Here is an 18,986-nt window from a genome sequence, read left to right on the forward strand (position 1 = left end):
CTAGTTTTTAGTTAAAGTGAATCCATAATCCCCAAAACCAAAGCTCGTTGCAGATGCCGTTATTTTGAACGAATTCTCATCATAAGAATTAGTTTCAGAAAAATCTATAACATTCCATAGTGCCGTCAAAATTGTAGTGCCACCATTAAATGTTACTGATCCTGGGCATGTTTCGAACTTTAAGATTGTTCCATCAGGGAAATACTCATCAAATCCCGGAGAATTTGTAACAATTACTGATGTAAGTGTCACATCTGATGGATTTTCAGAGAATGTCAATTGATAGCTTTCAGCAAAGAAAAAGCCTAATCCATTTGGATCATTTACAGTCGTGAAAGCTTCTTCCACCTTATATGTCCCATACCAATCTGCAATTGTGATTGGACAATCGTCGTCTACAAGTGTAACAGAAGCTACAGCAGACTTAGCAAGATTCGCATTACCGATGTTATAAGAATTATCGGAAACATCAGTGATTGTCAATGTTAATGATTTATTCCCTTTAGGGAAAACATCATCAACAGTAATAACACTGAATCTAGCCGAAGCTTCTCCTGCCGGAATTACCAGTGACCCTAAATCTTTAGAGACTGAAAATTCACTACTTGCGTCTTCTCCCAAATCAGCAAAATCTGATTGCTCAAGATACTCTGCGCTCGCATTTATACTGACAGTCAAAGCTTGACTTAAATCTGATGTGGACCTCAACACTATAATATCAACACTATTACTACCTATAGTGGAAGCTCCATTCAAGTCACTTGAAGAAGAGCTCTCTCCAACAGATAGGCTAGTAGATGAAAATGCTACAAATTTTTGATCTCCAACCGAAGCAAATTCAGTCTCAGTACAAGAGAAAATTATACTTGCAGTTAAGATCGTTAGAAAAAATATTTTTAAAATCTTCATATCAAAATCATTTAGAATTTAGTAACCAGGATTTTGTGTTAGATTCGGATTCTGCTGTATTTCCCTTTGAGGAATTGGCATAAGTTCGTCATTAGCTGTGAAGTTACTTCCAGCTACTGAACCCATTACGCTCTGCGCATTACCTGTTCTAACCAAATCAAACCATCTGTGGCCTTCAAAACTTAGCTCGACAAATCTCTCTGCTAAGACATCTGCTAAACTTCCTGATCCAGAATAGGCAGGAGCTCCCGCTCTTGTTCTAAGTGCATTGATGTCCGCAGCGGCTGTTGCTGAGTTACCTTCCGCTCTAATCAGATGCATCTCTGCCAATCTGAAAAGCACAGTATTGTCAGTTCCTGTGTTTACATCAGTATACTTCTCCACAACATATCGTCCCTGAGGGTCGCTACCATTTAGAGAGATAAGAGCTCTTGGATCATCATCACTAGTGATAGTTAAATCACCAAGCATTGCGCTTACTAATTCATCACCAACAGCATATTCAAAACGACCTCCATCCTGAAGGAACTGAAATGCTAAACCACTACCATCTGTAGCACTGTAAAACATTGAGAATATGATTGGGCCTCCAGTTTCTGGGTTTCTATATCCTGGAGTAAAGATTCCAGAATAAGATCCTCCAAGAGAATATCCACCGTTTGTAATCACATCATCAGCTACTGTTGCAGCTGCTGAAGCATCGCCATTGTAAAGTAATGCTCTTGCTCGAAGCGCTTTCGCAGCCCACTCAGTAGCACGGTATTGAGCGTTTGCACCCCAATCAGCCGTAGCTAACTCTGTAGCCGCAGCAGCTGCTTCGGTAATAACGAAATCATAAACGTTTCCCTGAGAAGTACGTGCAATTTCACTATTTACCGCAACATCGGTAGTAGTCACCAATGGGATTGCTCCGTATAGTGCTGCTAAATGATGATGAAGAAATGCTCTCACGAATCTTGCTTCTCCAATGTGTACGCTTTTCGCTTCCGCAGTTAAATCAGGAAAGTCAGTTACTTCCAAAATTTCAATCACGTTGTTACACTGGAAAATAGTCGTATATGCTTGTTGCCAAATGTTATCTAATGAAACATTTGCAGCGGTAACATCATTCTGATCCATTTCAGCAATGGAAGGGAATGAACCACTGTGTTGCAATTCGTCGCTTAATATACCTACATATCCAATACTAGCATCACCGTAAAGGTTGGCTGTTTGCATTCTACTGTAAATACCTAGGATCGCTTGATCTGCACTGGCAGCATCAATGATTGTATTCTCAGTCAAAATTTGATCTACAGGTTCTTGTGTTACAAAATCTTCACAAGAAAATGCAATCGAACTTAATCCGATTATTGTTATTAATAATTTTTTCATTTCTTATCGAGTTTTATAGTCCCAGATTAACACCTACGGAAAACATTTTCGTATTCGGGAACGTCAAGAAATCTGTACCCAGTGAAGTTGCAGTAAATCCAAATGCACTTATCTCAGGATCCGGTCCGTTATAGGCTGTCCATGTAATAAGGTTGGTACCTTGAACATAAATTCTTGCATTTCTCAACTTAGCTTTAGAAACTAGTTCAGAAGGAAGACTATATGCTAGGGTAACATTCTTAAGTCTGATGTAAGAACCATCACTCAAGAACCTACTGTTATCATTGGTGAAATCAAGAGAAGAAGTTTGAGATGCTCTTGGGATGTCAGTAACATCACCTGGCTGTCTCCATCTTCTTAATACATTTCTATCCAGACCCCACCCAGCGCTTACGTTTTGAGAGAATTGGTGCGTGTTGTTATAAACATCAACTCCTTCTACGAACTGGAAGAATGCATCTAGAGTAATTCCCTTATAGGAGAATCCAGTTGAAAGACCCCCTACTATTTCAGGAGAGTGGTTTCCAACTACTTGATTGTCATCACTTGTAATTGCTCCATCACCATTGAAATCTTCGAAGACCGAATTTCCAGTTGCCGGATCAACTCCTAACCACTTAAGGGCGTAAAAAGTGTTGATTGGCTCACCTTGGATGATTGCACTAGCAAATCCTGAAAGAATAGGCTCATCTGAATTCAACTCTTTCACTTCATTTCTCATGAAGGTTAAGTTCAACTTACCTGTCCATTGGAAACCGTTCAAATCAAGTATTACACCGTTTAAGTCAAGTTCAATACCTTCATTTACAACAACACCAACGTTATCTTGGAATGATGCAAATCCTGTAGTCCATGGCACTTGATTGTTAAACAATAGTCCATTCGTTTCTTGACGGAAAACACCAGCATTCATGTTCAATCTGTTATTAAACATTGCTAATTCAAGTCCGACATCCGTCATTGTTGTTTCCTCCCAATTAAGTTGAGGGTTTTCAAGACGTGAAGGTGTTAAACCTGGTTGATCCAAGTAAGAAGCTCCACCAGAGAATGTTCCTACATACTGGAAGTTACCAATCTGGTCGTTACCAGTTACACCGTAACTCGCTCTGATTTTACCAAACGTAATTACGTCCAGATTGAAGAAATCTTCTTCAGAGAAATTCCATCCTACAGAGAATGCATAGAAGTTACCAAACTTGTTATCAGGACCAAACTGAGATGAACCATCTCGTCTGAATGATATTGAAGCTAGATATTTCTCATCGTATGCATAATTCACTCTACCAAAACCAGACATAAAGCTCTGATCCAAACGGAATGAATCTCCATTAGTAAATACAGCAGCAGATCTGATGTATGCTAGCGAACCTCTTGCAAAGCCCGTTGCAGAAACGAACCCTTGAGTGGTTCTTCTGTTCTGCCAAGTCATACCTGCAACAGCGGTAATCTTGTGAGATCCGCCGAATGTTCTGCTGAATCTTAAAGTAGGCTCGATGTTATAGGTACCTTGATCTAATGTAGAGTAGTTACCAAAACCTTGTGAACCTCTACCTTGAGCAGTGGTTTCTGGCTGATACTGATCCTCTCTTACATAGTTCCAATCATAACTTAAGTCAGTTCTGAATGCTAATCCTTCTACAGGTAATTTGTATGTGAAATTCCAGTTACCTAAGAATTTATTCGTTGTGGTAACCAATTTTTGCTGAAGTGCAGCTCTAACCGGGTTTGTATTAAATCCAGGGAAAGTATCTACAAATTCACCAGTTTCAGAATCATATATAGGTCGATAGTTTGGAGCAAGAATAGCCGCACCATACGTACCGAAGATATTGTTTCCACTTTCGACAAGATTTTGCTTATTACTAGCAAAGCTTAAGCTTGTACCGATAGTTAAATCATCTGAAGCATTGTAATCAACATTAAGTCTTGTAGAGATTCGCTCGAAGTTTGATCCAAGCATAACTCCTTCTTCATCTCTGTATCCACCACTTACGAAATATCGTAGTGCTTCATTTCCTCCTGATGCGCTTATGTTATATTCTCTGACAACAGCATCTCTGAAGATTGCTCCGATCAAATCAGAATCAGTTACGCCATCCCATCCAAGAGTTTCATTGCTTACACTTGGATCATTTGGACTTAACCAAGGAGAATCATTTAGATATCCTTCTCGCTCAATAGCAATTTGTTCTGGGCCTGATAGCTTTTCTACCAATGCTAGCGGCTGTGCCACTCCAGTCCATGCTCTAAAATCAATCTTAGCTTTACCGCTAGTACCTCTTTTAGTAGTGATTAGAACTACACCATTCGCTGCTCTTGCACCGTAAATTGCAGTACTTGCAGCATCTTTTAGCACCTGAATAGACTCAATATCTTGAGGGTTAAGTGTTGCTAAAACGTTCTGATCTTCACCTCCAATTGCGTTTTGAGTAAGGTCACCGTTTGAAATAACGACCCCATCTACAACGTAAAGCGGCTGAGCACCAGCATTAACTGATGTTTGACCTCTAACTCGTACCGTGACAGCACCACCTGGCTGACCACCTTGAGATTGAACGAATACTCCTGAAGCAAGACCTTGCAGTGATTGCTCTGGAGAAACGTTAGGAAGTCTTTCAATATCCTCTTTTCCAACAGATGCGATAGCACTGGTTAATTCTGTCTTCAAGGTAGTACCGTATCCTACAACTACAACTTCTTGTAGTTCAGTAGCACCACCTAGTGTTACATCAATTGTTGTGCGGGCTCCAACTTCAATTTCTTGAGTTTCAAAACCTACATAAGAAAAGATTAGAGTAGCGCCATCATCTACTGAGATACGGAAGTTTCCGTCAAGATCAGTAGTAACACCAGTAGTTGTGCCTTTAATCACAACATTCACTCCTGGCAAAGACTCACCCGTGTCATCGGTGATCTTTCCAGAAACCGTTCTTTGTGCCATTGCAACAAATGCAACAGCAATGAAGAACGCAAAACTTAGTAGTAAATTCCTCTTCATACTAACTAGTTAATCGTTAAACATTAATTATTGAAGCCCGAAAGATATGCCTTTTTAAGATACTTTAACAAAATATAAGGCCGCATTCAAAATAGTAAGAAAACGTTTTTGTTCCAGAAAATTTAAAATTGGATGAAAAAATGGAAAATATTTAAAATTCCAAATTTTCACTTACTACTTAAAGTAAAGCTTTAATAAAATTCTGAATCCTTTCAAATGTTAAATTTTGTCTTTAATGCAACAATTTCATTGCTTCGACCGTAGGACACGGAATTCTATCCTGCGGTTGGATTTGCGATTGATATCTGAATCATTTGGCATTAGCGGGATTGTCTCTGCGTAGCCTTTATATGATATGCGTTGTTGGCTAATTCCTTTAGATACCAATCTTTTGTGAACCTCTTTAGCTCTTAATTCAGATAGCTTTTGGTTATAATCGTGTGATCCTACATTATCAGTATGTCCGGATATCTCAACAATTATCTCCGGATTGTCTTTTAACAGCTGAAATGCGTTTTCTATTTCCGACAATGACTTGTCATTTATCAGATAAGAGTCTACTTCAAAGTATATGTTTTTTAAAATAAGTGTTTCTCCTTGAGATATTGGCTTTAGACTAATATCAATTGTGTCAGGTTTTAATGCCGTGTTAAGTTCTGTTTGAAAGTGAAAATCGGTATACAAATAACCTTTCTTCTTAACATATGCGGCGAGATCAAGGCCAACGGGCAATACCATATAATACTCACCGCTTACTGAATCCGACTGACTACTATATAAAGTAGTGTTGGCAGACAGGTCTACAACTTCGATCTCAGCTCTTAATGGCTTTGAAGTTTTATCCTCAATAACTCTTCCGACAATGTATGAAGCTGGTTTTGACCTTACATTGGCTGGAAGTTTAATGGTTACTAGCCTGCTGTCTAGAATTTCAAAATTTTTCTGCTCCTCTTTTGCGAAATAAGCTGTTTGGCCATCCGCTCCTATTACAATTGCTACTTCATCCTTAAAAGTATTGATGGGGTAACCCAAATTTTCTGGCTTGCTCCACACAGAATCATTCTTGACAGCTACATATAGATCATACCCACCCATTCCAGGGTATCCATTGGCTGACAAGTAAAGTGAAATTCCGTTCGGATGAATAAAAGGAGTCGTTTCATCACTCCGAGTATTGATGGATTTGCCTAGATTTTTAGGCGCACTCCAATTTCCGTCAACATTATTTGAAACCCATAAATCTCTTCCTCCGAATCCGCCTGTCCGGTTAGATGAGAAATATAAAGTTTTACCGTCGGCTGATAAGGAAGGTTGTGACTCCCAGTAAATCGAATTGACTGGTTTACCGAGGTTTTTGGGCTTTGACCATGAATCACCGGTTTTTCGGGTGATATACAAATCACAGCTTCCCAGTGAATTTCTACCATCACAGGATGTAAATATCATTGTGCGACCATCTGCTGAAACTGAGCAGGCGCCTTCATTGAGTGGTGAGTTGATTCTATCTGAGACTGATACTGCTGGTGTCCATCGATCCTCCTTGAAATAACTTACAACAATATCCTCATCGCCTTTCACATAGTCCCTTTTAGTATAAAACATGGCGGCATTGTCAATGGTAACAGACGGTAAATATTGGAGCTTGTACCTATTGATCTCGTCGGGAAGCATTTCGAGCAGAATACTATCACTGAAGTTCAAAAGTTGATTCTTGGCAAATGCTAAACTTTCAACGAGCAAATTAATTTCCGGACTCGATGCTCTCTCAGGAACGCGTTTGAGGAAGTCATTGAGGTGTTTTTCTGCGGTTTGATATTGTCCACGGTCGAATGCCATAAAAGCAAGTCGCTCCAGCACAGATGCAATCGGATTCGGAGCAGTAAGGACATACGAGCTAAATTTAGCATACACTGAATCCTCTTGTCCAAGTGCATTATACAGACTTCCCATTCTGATAAATGCTTCATAGAAATCTGGATCTTTGTCTACAGCCTCCTCCAAAAAAGAGATTGCTGAAGAGAAATCACGCTCTTTATACTTCTTATCTGCTTTTTCATAGAGCTTTTTCGCCTTCTTGCTTTCTGTAGAAAGGCCACCTTGAGAATATGAAATAAGGGGAATTAAAATAAGGACAAGAAGTGGAATGATCTTCCTCATGGGATGTCCATGTACTTGTGTATTTGTAATGATATCTTCCATCTTGGATTTTGCTTAACAAAATCAACGATCAAAGGTGTCATTTCTTTTTCTTTTGACCACTCAGGTTGCAAAAACAATTTAGCGTTCAAATTCATTTGTTTTGCATGGTCTGATGCCCATGCAAAATCACTTTTGTTGTAAGCAACCACTTTGAGTTCATGTGAACTCTCATAGAATTCATCTAATGGGGCTTTAAACTTTTTCGGCGAGAAGCAGATCCAATCCCAGTCTCCACTAAGCGAGTATGCTCCCGAGGTTTCAATATTTGCCTGCATTCCGGCCTTCTTTAAGGATTTTGTAAGCTCGGATAAATCATACATTAATGGTTCGCCACCGGTTACTACTACTACCTGTGCTCCTGATAACTTGGCTTCCTTGGTGATGTTGTCAACACTGTGCCAATCGAATTGAGAGGCGTCCCAAGATTCTTTCACATCACACCATACGCATCCGACATCACAGCCACCCAATCTCACAAAATAGGCTGGCGTTCCGGAATAGAAGCCTTCACCCTGTATAGTATAGAATGACTCCATCACCGGTAAAAAGGCCGGATCAGTGATTGAGCTCATAGGCTTTTAGTGTATTTAATAGTAGTGAAGCTATTGTCATCGGGCCCACACCTCCAGGTACCGGTGTGATGAAGCTTGCCATTGGCGCCACTTCATCATAAACAACATCTCCGGATAGTCTAAAACCTGATTTCTTAGAAGCATCCGCTACTCTTGTGGTTCCAACATCAATAACCACAACACCTTCCTTAACCATATCTTTAGTTATGAGGCCAGGCTTGCCCACTGCCACAATTAATATATCCGCTTCCTGTGTGTGACTTTTTAAGTCAACTGTCAATTTATGGCAAACTGTTACAGTGGCACCTCCATCCTGCAGCATCATCAAACTAAGAGGAGCGCCAGCTATTCGGGAAGCACCGACAATAACGCAATGCTTACCTTCAGTTTCAATTTCATATCTATTTAACAGCTCCATAACACCATATGGTGTAGCTGGCAGAAGGAGTTGATGGTGCGACATGATGCTACCAAAGTTTTGGTTGGTGAATCCATCCACATCTTTTCGTGGTGCAATCCTTTCCGTAATGTGCTCTACTGAAATATGATCTGGTAATGGAATTTGCACGATAAATCCATCGATATCTGAATCTTCATTCAACAACTCGATTTGCTTGATCAGCTTTTCTTCTGAAATCGTGCTGGCAAACTGCATCAATGTGTAATCAAACCCTACGGCTTTACAGGCATTGATTTTACCATTGACATATGTGTGGCTGGCCCCATCATCACCTACTATAATAATTGCCAGGTGTGGTACTCGATGGCCCTCAGCTTTTATTTGCTCAACCTTCGAGGCAATCTCATTTTTAATGTCCTTGGAGACTTTTCGTCCATCGATAATAGTTGGCATTTCTTTCGGATTTAATCAAGTTTTAGTACGGCCATGAATGCTTCCTGAGGGATTTCGACATTACCAACCTGCCTCATTCGTTTCTTTCCTTTCTTCTGTTTCTCAAGAAGTTTTCGTTTTCGAGATATATCACCTCCGTAGCATTTTGCGAGTACATTTTTACGCATCGCTTTCACGGATTCTCTAGCAATTATTTTTGTTCCAATGGCAGCCTGCACAGCAATCTCAAACATTTGTCTTGGGATTAACTCTTTCAGTTTTTCACAAAGTCGTTTTCCCCATTCGTAAGCTTTGTCTCTGTGGACGATCGCGGAAAGGGCATCTACCTTGTCACCATTTAGCATAATATCTAGCTTCACCATATCGGATCTTCGATATCCAATCAACTCATAATCAAGCGATGCATATCCCCTTGAAATGGTCTTAAGCTTATCAAAAAAGTCGAATACAATCTCAGCAAGTGGAATTTCAAAAGTGAGCTCCACACGGTCTGAAGTAAGGTAAACCTGGTTTTTAATCTCTCCACGCTTATCCATACAAAGCGCAATGATTGGCCCAATAAATTCGGCTTTTGAGATGATCTGAGCTCGAATGAATGGCTCTTCGATATGACTAATCACATTAGATTCAGGCAGCTCGGAAGGTGCACTTACTTTCAGTATGTTTCCATCGTTTTCGATGGCGTGGAATCGTACCGATGGAACTGTGGTAATCACAGTCATGTCGAACTCACGCTCGAGTCTTTCCTGTACGATTTCCATGTGCAACATTCCAAGGAATCCGCATCTGAATCCAAAGCCGAGAGCGGCTGATGTTTCCGGCTCCCAAATCAATGAGGCATCATTGAGTTGAAGTTTTTCCATGGAAGCACGAAGCTCTTCAAACTCGCTTGTTTCCACCGGATAGATTCCTGCAAAAACCATTGGTTTCACATCCTCAAATCCCTTTACTTGTCTTTGTGTAGGTCTGTCTACATGGGTAATTGTATCTCCCACTTTTACCTCTTTGGCTACTTTGATGCCCGATATGAGGTAACCTACATTACCTGCAGAGATGGTTTTTCTAGGTTCATGATCTAATCGAAGAACGCCGATTTCATCAGCTTCATAGGTCTTTCCGGTATTGACGAATTTGACTTTATCTCCTTTATTAAAAGAGCCGTTAAAAACTCTAAAGAATACTTCAATACCTCTGTATGGATTAAATACTGAGTCAAATATCATAGCCTGCAGTGGCTCCTCCGGATCTCCTTTCGGGGCTGGTACGCGATCCGCTATTGCTTCAAGAATCTCTGTTATACCAATGCCTTCTTTAGCGCTGGCGTGAATGATCGATTCTTTTTCACATCCAATCAGGTCAATAATCTGATCAGATACCTCCTCAGGCATTGCGCCTGGAAGGTCAATTTTGTTGAGTACCGGAATGATTTCCAGATCGTGCTCAAGTGCTAAATATAGGTTTGAAATGGTCTGGGCTTCAATGCCTTGTGCTGCGTCAACTACGAGCAACGCACCTTCACATGCAGCAATTGACCTTGAGACTTCATAGGAAAAATCTACATGACCAGGCGTATCAATTAGGTTGAGCGTGTACTTTTCACCATTGAGCTCATAGTCCATCTGGATTGCATGGCTCTTTATGGTAATACCGCGTTCACGTTCCAGATCCATATTATCCAGCAGCTGCGCCTGCATGTCCCTTTCGTTGACTGTATGAGTAAACTCCAACAGCCTATCTGCCAAGGTGCTTTTACCATGGTCGATGTGGGCAATGATGCAGAAATTTCGAATGTTCTCCATATAAATAAGTCAGCGGATTGTGACTTTCATTCTCCTCAATCCTTTGAAAATTAGGCGCAAAGGTAACACCACCCTTTTCCGCTTCAAAGGGGGAATATATAATTTGATCAAAAAAGAGCTATTGTTTGTTTTTGGTGTCCATTAATATGGTCACAGGACCATCATTGACCAATGATACTTGCATGTCTGCTCCAAATTCTCCGGTTTTTACCTCCACACCTAATAGCGTTTCAAGCTGCTGCACAAATGATTCATAGAGTGGTATTGCGACATCTGGTTTTGCTGCCTGAATGTAGGAGGGGCGATTTCCTTTTTTAGTGCTTGCGTGTAGTGTGAACTGGCTCACGACCAATGCTTCTCCTTCAACTTCTAAAAGGCTTCTATTCATCACACCTTCTTCATCTGGGAAGATGCGCATGTTGCTGATTTTTCTGCAAAGCCATTCAACATCATCGTTTGAATCCAAATCTTCAATTCCAAGGAGAATTAACACTCCAGTTCCGATTTCTGAATTTTTTACACCTCCAATGGTCACGGAAGCTGAAGAAACACGCTGGATAACAACCCTCATTCTGAATACGCTATGTCTACCATTTGGCTTGGCTTATACCTTTTGAAATCAGGCTCTTCCTTCCGAGCAACTTCAATCATCGCCATTGCTACCTCCACATCTCTGATCGCGCCTACACGTTTTTTGGAGGCTATGGTGAAGAATGAAGCAATGGCGCTCAATACTTTAAATACTTCCTCCATGAATCGGCTTTCTTTTCTATTTCCCAGTAAAAGAGAAGGCTGGAATATCTTAAGCGCTTTTAGGTCGAGTGCTTGCAATCGATCTTCCAGTTCGCCTTTTGCTTTATTGTAAAACAAGGGAGATGAGCTGTTGGCACCTACGGCGGAAACCACAAGGAGCTGATTGAAGTCAGTTTGTGACTTAGCGATTTTTGCGAAAGTTATAGGGTATTCCACATCTACTTTAAGAAATGCTTCTTTTGATCCGGCTTGCTTGCGAGTGGTACCTAATGCGCAGTAGAAATCGTGGGCGTTCAATTTTGATTGATGATCCTTTAGATCATCAAAGTCTTCAACGATTAATTCTACCAGCTTAGGGTCTTTGATTTCGTGTGGTCTTCGAGAAACGATTGTGATTTGCTCGTATTTATCCTCTTTTACCAACAGCCTGACCAGCTGCCTTCCTACCAATCCTGTTGCACCTATTACTACCGCTTTCTTACCTGTCATCTTTTATGGTTTTGAGCATGTAGTACAAAAAATTTAGTCAGCTTGTTCCCACTGTTCTTCTTCCCATAGATGAAACTTCTTAATATCTCGATTAAGCTTCTTAACTATGAGAAAAACGACGGAGGCGTCATCTGTAAAGCCTAAAGCAGGAATAAAATCCGGGATTAAATCCATCGGGGTGATGAAGTAAACAAGTGCAAAGACTATTAATATGATTGATGAAACAGGAAAAGCACGATATTCTCCCGATAGGTGCGCCTGAACCATACGCATAAGTATCTCCAGCTTAGACTTAAGCTCTTGTAGTTCATTCGAATTTTCGGCCAAACGTTTTAGCTTATTGCCAGCGGCGGATAAGGTGGCTTTAATTTTTCCTTTATCTCCGGCTGTTTCTTTGGCTTTCTCCCATATTTTTTCTGTCTTATCCATTTAGAATACGTCTTGAATTTCTTCTTTGATGTATTTGATCGCCTGCTTAGAGGTGTCCATTTCCTCTCCTGCTGTATTCTCTAATATAGCCCGTGCTAGATCAAAACCTTTTGCCTCACCGTCTAAGGTATTTCTCGAAGAGTTTATGATTGAAATGGTTTGCTCTACTGCAGTGGTAACGTATGTCCAGGAGCTATCTGACATATATACCTGCTGTGAAAGGTTGTGGTTGAATTCGTTTCTGATTTCATGAACCAGGATTTGCTGAAATTCTTCAGCGGTGTAATCCGAGCTGCTGAGCCTGGAAACCAGGTTTGATGGGGTAATTCGCTCTAAAAGCAGAACGATTCGTTCGTAGGCCTGGAGACGAATTGGCACTACGATTTCCTGATTTTTCTGACGTACAGTGAATGCTATTTCGTCCAATTGCTTTTGTAAGAAGGAGCGAACCAAAAGATAAGCGAGGTATAGTACCAGCCCAGCTGGAATTGTAATTTTCAAGAGGTCGTAAACCATTTCCATGTATTGGATTGTTTAGTGTTTGTTAAACGTCAAAAATAACTCGAAAAATTCGGGATTTATTCATTGTGAACTTATTGACGTAAGATTCTATTTTCGATTAAATGTATAATGCCTCAACTTTAAGGTTTATAAAATAAGCTTGAAATGAAGCCACCTATAGAAATAACGCAGAGAGCACTGGAAGAGGTGAAAAATATTCTGAAAAACAAAGGAATACCTGAAGGGTACGGCTTGCGCATTGCCACTAAAGGCATGGGTTGTGGCGTAGGTTTTAAGCTTGGCTTTGATAAAAAGAAAGAGACAGATGATGAGTACTTCGTTGATGGTGTTCAGATTCTGGTACAGAAACGAGAGATGATGTTTCTCGTAGGGAAAAAGATCGAATTCTATGATGAAGCGGATGCCAGAGGGTTTGTGTTTGTTTAACCTTCCAACTCAACAGTAGCTTTATGACAAAGGCCTTTAATTGGCGGATTGTATTTGCTGACTTTCACTTGAATATGCTTGATTTCTGAGAAATTCTCTTTGAGTGCTTTTATCATTTTGCCTGCCAGGTGCTCAAGAAGATTGGCATCTATGCTCATGACCTCTTGCACAATCTCGTAAACCTTCTCATAGTTCACGGTGCCTTCCAGCTTATCGTCCATCGCGGCATCTGTAAAGTCTAGGTCAAGCGTGACATCTACACTGTATTTATTACCTATAACACGCTCTTCTTCGTAGTAACCATGGCGTGCATAGAATTCCATTCCCTCCAGAGAGACTTTTCCCATGATTTAGTCGGTATCTAATTCGTCAAAGAAAGAGACAGTCTTAGAAATGCGAGGACCTTTTTTCTTTTCTTCTTGTGCATCCTCTACAGTTTCTTCCTTCTCCACAACCTCGGCTTTCTCCGGAGCTTCTTCTGCTTGCGCTTCTTCCTCCTTGGGAGCTTCCGGTTCTTCCGGAGATTTGATGTTTAGTTCCTCTTTTGGCTCACCCTTGTCTACTACTTTCTCCTCTTTTACGGGTTCTACTTTAGCTTCCGGCTCGGGTGGTGGAGTCGGTGGAGTTGTTTTTTGAATGATCCTTTCACGCAGCTCTTCAGTCTTTGGTGGTTCGTTTATTACTTCCACCTCAGGTTTTTTGGATTCCTCTTTCGGAGCTTCGGTTTCTTTGGGTAGCGGATCAATGGATTTGGTCTCTACTTGCACTTCGGTTTTCTCCGACTTAATGCGGTCTTCGCTCTCACGCGCCAACTTCTTTACCCGCTTGACATAGTCGTCAAACTTGAATTCCTTCGTCTCACCGGTGTTTCTTTCTACTTTCTCTATGAGTGTAACCGAAAGATTTTTCAATTCTTGAAGCGCATTCTGCCGATGATTTTCAATATCACGGTGATTTTGCTCAATACCTTTTACTGCATCTTGTAGTTCTTCTATGATCTGGCGTGCCTCCATCTCGGCCTGCTCGATCATGGCGCGTGCCTTGTTCTTAGATTCGCTCAAGAGCGCTTCCGCATTCATCTTGGTTTCTTTCATGTGAAGCTCGGCTGCTTTATTGGCCTGGTCAATCACATTTGCCCCTGTATCTTCTGCGGTTTTTAGTGTTTTGTAAAGCGAAGTTTCAACTTCTCGAAGCTTGGCAACCTCTTTTTCTGCTTGTTGGAGCTTAAGATTTGCTTCTTTGTTTTCCTCAAGCATTCGTTCCCACTCATTGGATAGCGACTGTAAAAAGGCACTAACTTCATCTTTATCGTATCCTCTAAGCTTCTTCTCAAAGTCCTTCTGACGAATTTCCAGCGGTGTTATCTTCATTCTTCAAATTTAGTTTCCCAAACGGAGATCGAACGATCATCGCTACAAGTTACTAACAAGTCGCGATAATTCATCCAAAGCAGCTTATTAACGCTATTTCCGTGTCCTGCGTGTCTATGTTTATCTAATACTTTTAGTAGGCGAAAGTTGTGTGCGTCCCACAATTTTATGGCCTTATCCATACTGGCTGTCACAAAGTATCGCCCGTCCTTTCTAAAGATTACGTCATTTATCGTATATAGATGCGCTGCGATGGATTCTCTCTGCACATAATCTGCCTGGCTGTCCCACACTTTGAGTTGGGCGTCTCGGCCGCCTGTGATCACGTATTTGCCTGACGGATGATACCTCGCAGCAAAAACGGAGTTTTTGTGTCCTTTCAGCTCGTGTAAAATCTCCATGGTGCTGGCATCTATGATTCGCGTGATATTGTCACTGTATGCGACCGCCACCTTATTTTCAAATACATCAAAATTTCGCACCCGATCATTGGAATGCTTTATTCTGTTGGTGATCAATAAATCCTTGCTCAGGCTGACGATTTCGCCATCGGAAAGTCCGACCCAAACCTGGTCATTGATGATTTTTAAATCAAAAATCTGATGGTCACCCAACTGGATGGAGGCTACCTCCTTTTTCTCTTTGAGATCTATTTTATGAACTCCTTCATTGTTTTGGCCTACGTATAGAAATCCTTCCTCCGGATCGTAGGCGACTGCATAGACCGAGCCTTCTATCTTCACGATGACCTCACCTTCGTCTGGTGATTTCAAGTCCCAGAGCACAACCATCCCATCTCCACCTGCAGAAATGAATCGATTATCATCTAAGCTTTCGAGTGTATAAATGCTGTCATTGTGCCCTAGAAAAGTGTGGAGTTTTTTTACGTTGATCTTGCCCATTTGGTATGCAAAAGTATTACAATTGCCTTATGCCATTGCTATTGAACAAGCAGATTGATGATCAATCTGCATATGCTGTTTGGAACATTCAGGAGACGTTTCTTGACCTCCCTTATCTTTCTCCAGAGCCGTTTCCAGCAGATCTAAATCCGGTAAGGCAAGCTGAGTGGATTGTAGGGAGGATTTTAGTGAAATGTCTTTGTGAAAAATTTGGCCTTCCATTCAATGGGATCAGCAAGGAAGCCAATGGAAAACCATTTCTTGCTGGTCAGGATGTACACATTTCCATCTCGCATTCCTTCCCCATAGCGGCGGCCATGATTCACCTTCAAAAGCCTTGCGGCATAGACATGGAGCGGCCTAGAGACAAGCACGATTACGTGAAGATGAAATACCTCCACAGCACTGAGATGGAATTCAAAGATGACTTGCAGAAGCTCTGCACGATCTGGTGCGCCAAGGAGGTGATTTACAAAATCTTCGGACGTAAGTTTTTGAGTCTCAAGGATGAAATCAAGATTTCTTTCGAGTCTGACACCATTATAAAAGGTGAGATACTCAAGCCCGGACATACAAGCTCTCACATTATCCATTATGAATGGGTGAAGGAGTATTTGCTGGCTTTTGGGACTTAGAGTGGGTTGTGTATGTTGGACGAATGCCTTCTAAACCCTGATATTTAATGGAAAATCGCTAGCGCGCGTTTCTAACGCGTGCATTCCATCCAAATGATAGGCTCTCGTTGCAAACGAGCGCCAGCATTGGGGAGTATTTGCTGCTTTTGGGACTTAGAGGGGGTTGTGTAATGTTGGACGAATGCCTTATAAACCCTGATATTTAATGGAAAATCGCTAGCGCGCGTTTCTAGCGCGTGCATTCCAACCAAATGATAGGCACTCGTTGCAAACGAGCGCCAGCATTGGGGAGTATTTGCTGGCTTTTGGGACTTAGAGGGGGTTGTGTATGTTGGACGAATGCCTTCTAACCCCTGATATTTAATGGAAAATCGCTAGCGCGCGTTTCTAACGCGTGCATTCCATCCAAATGATAGGCACTCGTTGCAAACGAGCGCCAGCATTGGCTGAAAAAAACATGGTTAAAAGGGGTGCAGAAGCACATTTTTTTATATTACGTTTATATAATTGTTAAACGCAATAATCCTAATGAAAATAACTGGAATAGAACTGACAAGTGTTAGGGGATTCAAACAACTCAACAGGTTGGAGTTTTCAAAGGGAATAAATGTTCTCATTGGCCCAAACAATACAGGTAAGTCGACAATACTAAATTCAATTTTTCAACTTCAAAGAAATTCACTGAATTCGAATGACAAAACAATTGGTTCTCAGGATGGAATTATTGGGTTATACTTCGATGGAGGACACAAAAGATTTATCAAGGAAAATCCGCATTTTGTCAAAATTCAAATCACTTTGAATAATCAGAACAAAGTAATTGTAAATTCGAATGGTGGAACAACAGGATGTAATAACATCCCGCAAAAAGAACCTGACAACCTTATCTATCCTTACCTGTCCAAACGTAAAACTGCAGGTTATAATGATCAAATAAACGAGGAACATGCCAACTCCGTACTGGGCAATTTTCAACACCTTTATTCAAAAATAGATAGGCTAGTAACTCCACAATTCCAACCAGGCAATAGCGAATATGTTAAAGCGTGTGATGACATACTTGGTTTTGAAATATCTACTCTGGCAAAAGGAAATGGTAAGCAAGCAGTCCAGTTTATTCATAACCTCGAACACATTCCCTTGACAGCTATGGGGGAAGGTGTTTCAAATATGCTTGGTCTAATTACAGATTTATGCATTGCGAATGATAAAATTTTTCTCATTGAAGAACCTGAGAATGATATACATCCAACTGCTCTAAAAGCACTCTTGGCCTTAATCGCTGAAAAATCAGAATACAATCAATTCTTTATTTCTACGCATTCAAACATTGTAATGAAACATTTGGGTGCAGTTGAGGATGCTAAAATTCTCCAGGTAAGCAATAATAGTTATGATAACGAGCGTCCTAAATTAAGATTATCATCGGTCTCAGAGGTTGGAAATAATCCTTTAGAAAGAAAAAAAGTGCTCGAAGATCTTGGGTATGATTTTTTTGACTATGACTTATGGAAAGCTTGGTTATTTCTCGAGGAGTCTTCAGCGGAGGCGATAATAAGAGACTATCTGATTAAGTGGTTTACCCCTAATCTCAAATATGAGTTAAGAACATTTTCAGCCGGTTCTACCAGCAAAATTCATCCGAAATTTGAAGACTTTAATAAGCTATTTGTATTTCTCCATTTGGAGCCTACTTATAAAAACAAGGTGTGGGTTTTTATTGATTCTGGGGATGAAGAAGGTAAGATTATAGAGAAAATGAAAGCTAATTTCTCAAAATCTGGATGGAATCCTGAACAATTTAATCAGTTCTCAAAGCATAATTTTGAAGAATATTACCCCAAGCGATTTCGGAAACAGGTAAAAGAAGTATTGGAATTAAAAGATAAACAGCAAAAAAGGAACAAGAAAAGAGAACTTTTGGAAGAAGTTAAATCTTGGGTTGATGATAACGAAAAGCAAGCAAAGGAAGAGTTCAAGGAAAGTGCGAGCGAAATAATTGATATCTTGAAAAAAATCAGAACAAGTTTAAAAAGCGTCTAACAGACACTAAAATGAATATGCGAACTGAGCTTTTTGAAAGAAAAATGCGATCTGGAAGTTTTAGTGCTTCTAGCAATTGAGTCGCATACCCATTTTAGTTGGGCGTTAAAGTGATGAGTAAATCTGCTTTAATAATAATTGATGTACAATCCGGAATGTATAATGGTGAAAGAATTCCGCCAATCTTTGAAGGTGAGCAGAAAATTGCGAGCATCAAACACCTGATTGAAAAAGCCAGGAGCAGGGGAATACCTTTGATTTACATCCAGCACAATGGAGATAAAGGACATCCGCTTGAAAAAGGTATCGAAAGCTGGAAAGTTCACAGCCAAATACAGCCCTTAAAAGAAGATCTGATCATTGAAAAGAAGTATCCCGATTCATTTCTAAATACCCGTCTATCAGAAATATTAGCGGACTTACCTCGCTAGCGCGCGTTTCTAGCGCGTGCATTCCATCTAAATGATAGGCACTCGTTGTAAATGAGCGCCAGCATTGCAAGCCTCCAAGCTGCCATTGCACCACTCCCACCATGCTATGCAGGCGTGTAACCGATCATTGCAGCAATGTAAGTAGGCTATGCAGACCTGTCAGCAGTCTATGCAGTCGTGTCAGCATGCCATGCAGTGTCGCCAGTGGTTCATGCAGTGGTGAAAGTGCTTTATGCAAAGGATACAGTGGTTATTGCAGTCCTGACAGGACTCATTGCATTG

General features: G+C 40.7%; 18 protein-coding genes. 4 read left to right on the forward strand and 14 right to left on the reverse strand.

Annotated features, from left to right (window positions below; all coding sequences use genetic code 11):
• The 11 genes from ACL8WY_RS05960 to ACL8WY_RS06010 form a co-directional block, all read right to left on the reverse strand.
• Complete coding sequence (locus ACL8WY_RS05960) at positions 1-909, reverse strand: hypothetical protein (protein WP_436517509.1); 909 nt, start codon at positions 907-909, stop codon at positions 1-3.
• Between the two features lie 18 nt (positions 910-927).
• Positions 928-2,283, reverse strand: a complete 1,356-nt coding sequence (locus tag ACL8WY_RS05965; RefSeq protein WP_436517510.1) for a RagB/SusD family nutrient uptake outer membrane protein — start codon at positions 2,281-2,283, stop codon at positions 928-930.
• 13 nt (positions 2,284-2,296) lie between these two features.
• Positions 2,297-5,281 (reverse strand): SusC/RagA family TonB-linked outer membrane protein, encoded by a 2,985-nt coding sequence (locus ACL8WY_RS05970; protein ID WP_436517511.1) that lies wholly within the window; start codon positions 5,279-5,281, stop codon positions 2,297-2,299.
• A gap of 246 nt (positions 5,282-5,527) precedes the next feature.
• Positions 5,528-7,480: an OmpA family protein gene (locus ACL8WY_RS05975; protein ID WP_436517512.1), complete on the reverse strand. Its 1,953-nt coding sequence runs from the start codon at positions 7,478-7,480 to the stop codon at positions 5,528-5,530.
• Positions 7,435-8,052, reverse strand: coding sequence for a 7-carboxy-7-deazaguanine synthase QueE (locus ACL8WY_RS05980; protein WP_436517513.1), 618 nt, complete (start codon positions 8,050-8,052; stop codon positions 7,435-7,437). Before ACL8WY_RS05980 ends, ACL8WY_RS05975 begins: the two co-directional genes overlap by 46 nt.
• Entirely contained in the window at positions 8,036-8,905 is an 870-nt protein-coding gene (locus ACL8WY_RS05985; RefSeq protein ID WP_436517514.1) for a bifunctional 5,10-methylenetetrahydrofolate dehydrogenase/5,10-methenyltetrahydrofolate cyclohydrolase, read from the reverse strand. Before ACL8WY_RS05985 ends, ACL8WY_RS05980 begins: the two co-directional genes overlap by 17 nt.
• Before the next feature lie 11 nt (positions 8,906-8,916).
• On the reverse strand, positions 8,917-10,704 hold the full coding sequence (gene lepA / locus ACL8WY_RS05990; protein WP_436517515.1) for a translation elongation factor 4: 1,788 nt from the start codon (positions 10,702-10,704) through the stop codon (positions 8,917-8,919).
• A 118-nt stretch (positions 10,705-10,822) separates the two neighbouring features.
• The gene (dtd, locus tag ACL8WY_RS05995; protein ID WP_436517516.1) at positions 10,823-11,275 is read right to left on the reverse strand and encodes a D-aminoacyl-tRNA deacylase; all 453 of its coding nucleotides are present in this window, start codon (positions 11,273-11,275) and stop codon (positions 10,823-10,825) included.
• A complete protein-coding gene (locus ACL8WY_RS06000; RefSeq protein WP_436517517.1) occupies positions 11,272-11,946 on the reverse strand; it encodes an NAD(P)H-binding protein in 675 nt (224 codons plus the stop codon). Before ACL8WY_RS06000 ends, dtd begins: the two co-directional genes overlap by 4 nt.
• A 33-nt stretch (positions 11,947-11,979) precedes the next feature.
• Positions 11,980-12,375, reverse strand: coding sequence for a YkvA family protein (locus tag ACL8WY_RS06005; protein ID WP_436517518.1), 396 nt, complete (start codon positions 12,373-12,375; stop codon positions 11,980-11,982).
• Positions 12,376-12,897, reverse strand: coding sequence for a hypothetical protein (locus ACL8WY_RS06010; protein WP_436517519.1), 522 nt, complete (start codon positions 12,895-12,897; stop codon positions 12,376-12,378). It lies immediately after the preceding gene.
• A 144-nt stretch (positions 12,898-13,041) separates the two neighbouring features.
• On the opposite strand from ACL8WY_RS06010, the gene ACL8WY_RS06015 reads away from it, so the two are divergent.
• Positions 13,042-13,323: a HesB/IscA family protein gene (locus ACL8WY_RS06015; RefSeq protein ID WP_436517520.1), complete on the forward strand. Its 282-nt coding sequence runs from the start codon at positions 13,042-13,044 to the stop codon at positions 13,321-13,323.
• Here ACL8WY_RS06015 and folB read toward each other — a convergent pair.
• From folB to ACL8WY_RS06030, 3 genes are read right to left on the reverse strand one after another with little or no spacing between them, the layout of a single operon-like run.
• Positions 13,320-13,670 carry a dihydroneopterin aldolase gene (gene folB, locus ACL8WY_RS06020; protein ID WP_436517521.1) on the reverse strand — a complete coding sequence of 117 codons (351 nt, stop codon included), beginning with the start codon at positions 13,668-13,670 and terminating at the stop codon, positions 13,320-13,322. The genes ACL8WY_RS06015 and folB overlap by 4 nt on opposite strands.
• Before the next feature lie 3 nt (positions 13,671-13,673).
• A complete protein-coding gene (locus ACL8WY_RS06025) occupies positions 13,674-14,693 on the reverse strand; it encodes a DivIVA domain-containing protein (RefSeq protein ID WP_436517522.1) in 1,020 nt (339 codons plus the stop codon).
• Entirely contained in the window at positions 14,690-15,595 is a 906-nt protein-coding gene (locus ACL8WY_RS06030; protein ID WP_436517523.1) for a WD40 repeat domain-containing protein, read from the reverse strand. Before ACL8WY_RS06030 ends, ACL8WY_RS06025 begins: the two co-directional genes overlap by 4 nt.
• A gap of 5 nt (positions 15,596-15,600) precedes the next feature.
• Here ACL8WY_RS06030 and ACL8WY_RS06035 point away from each other — a divergent pair, with 5 nt between their 5' ends.
• The 3 genes from ACL8WY_RS06035 to ACL8WY_RS06045 all read left to right on the forward strand — a co-directional run bounded on the left by ACL8WY_RS06035 (position 15,601) and on the right by ACL8WY_RS06045 (position 18,704).
• On the forward strand, positions 15,601-16,230 hold the full coding sequence (locus tag ACL8WY_RS06035; protein ID WP_436517524.1) for a 4'-phosphopantetheinyl transferase family protein: 630 nt from the start codon (positions 15,601-15,603) through the stop codon (positions 16,228-16,230).
• 528 nt (positions 16,231-16,758) lie between these two features.
• A complete protein-coding gene (locus tag ACL8WY_RS06040; RefSeq protein WP_436517525.1) occupies positions 16,759-18,273 on the forward strand; it encodes an ATP-dependent nuclease in 1,515 nt (504 codons plus the stop codon).
• Between the two features lie 113 nt (positions 18,274-18,386).
• Positions 18,387-18,704 carry an isochorismatase family protein gene (locus ACL8WY_RS06045; RefSeq protein ID WP_436517526.1) on the forward strand — a complete coding sequence of 106 codons (318 nt, stop codon included), beginning with the start codon at positions 18,387-18,389 and terminating at the stop codon, positions 18,702-18,704.
• Positions 18,705-18,986: the final 282 nt, after the last annotated feature.

It is taken from the genome of Ekhidna algicida (assembly GCF_051379705.1).
Lineage (GTDB): Bacteria > Bacteroidota > Bacteroidia > Cytophagales > Cyclobacteriaceae > Ekhidna.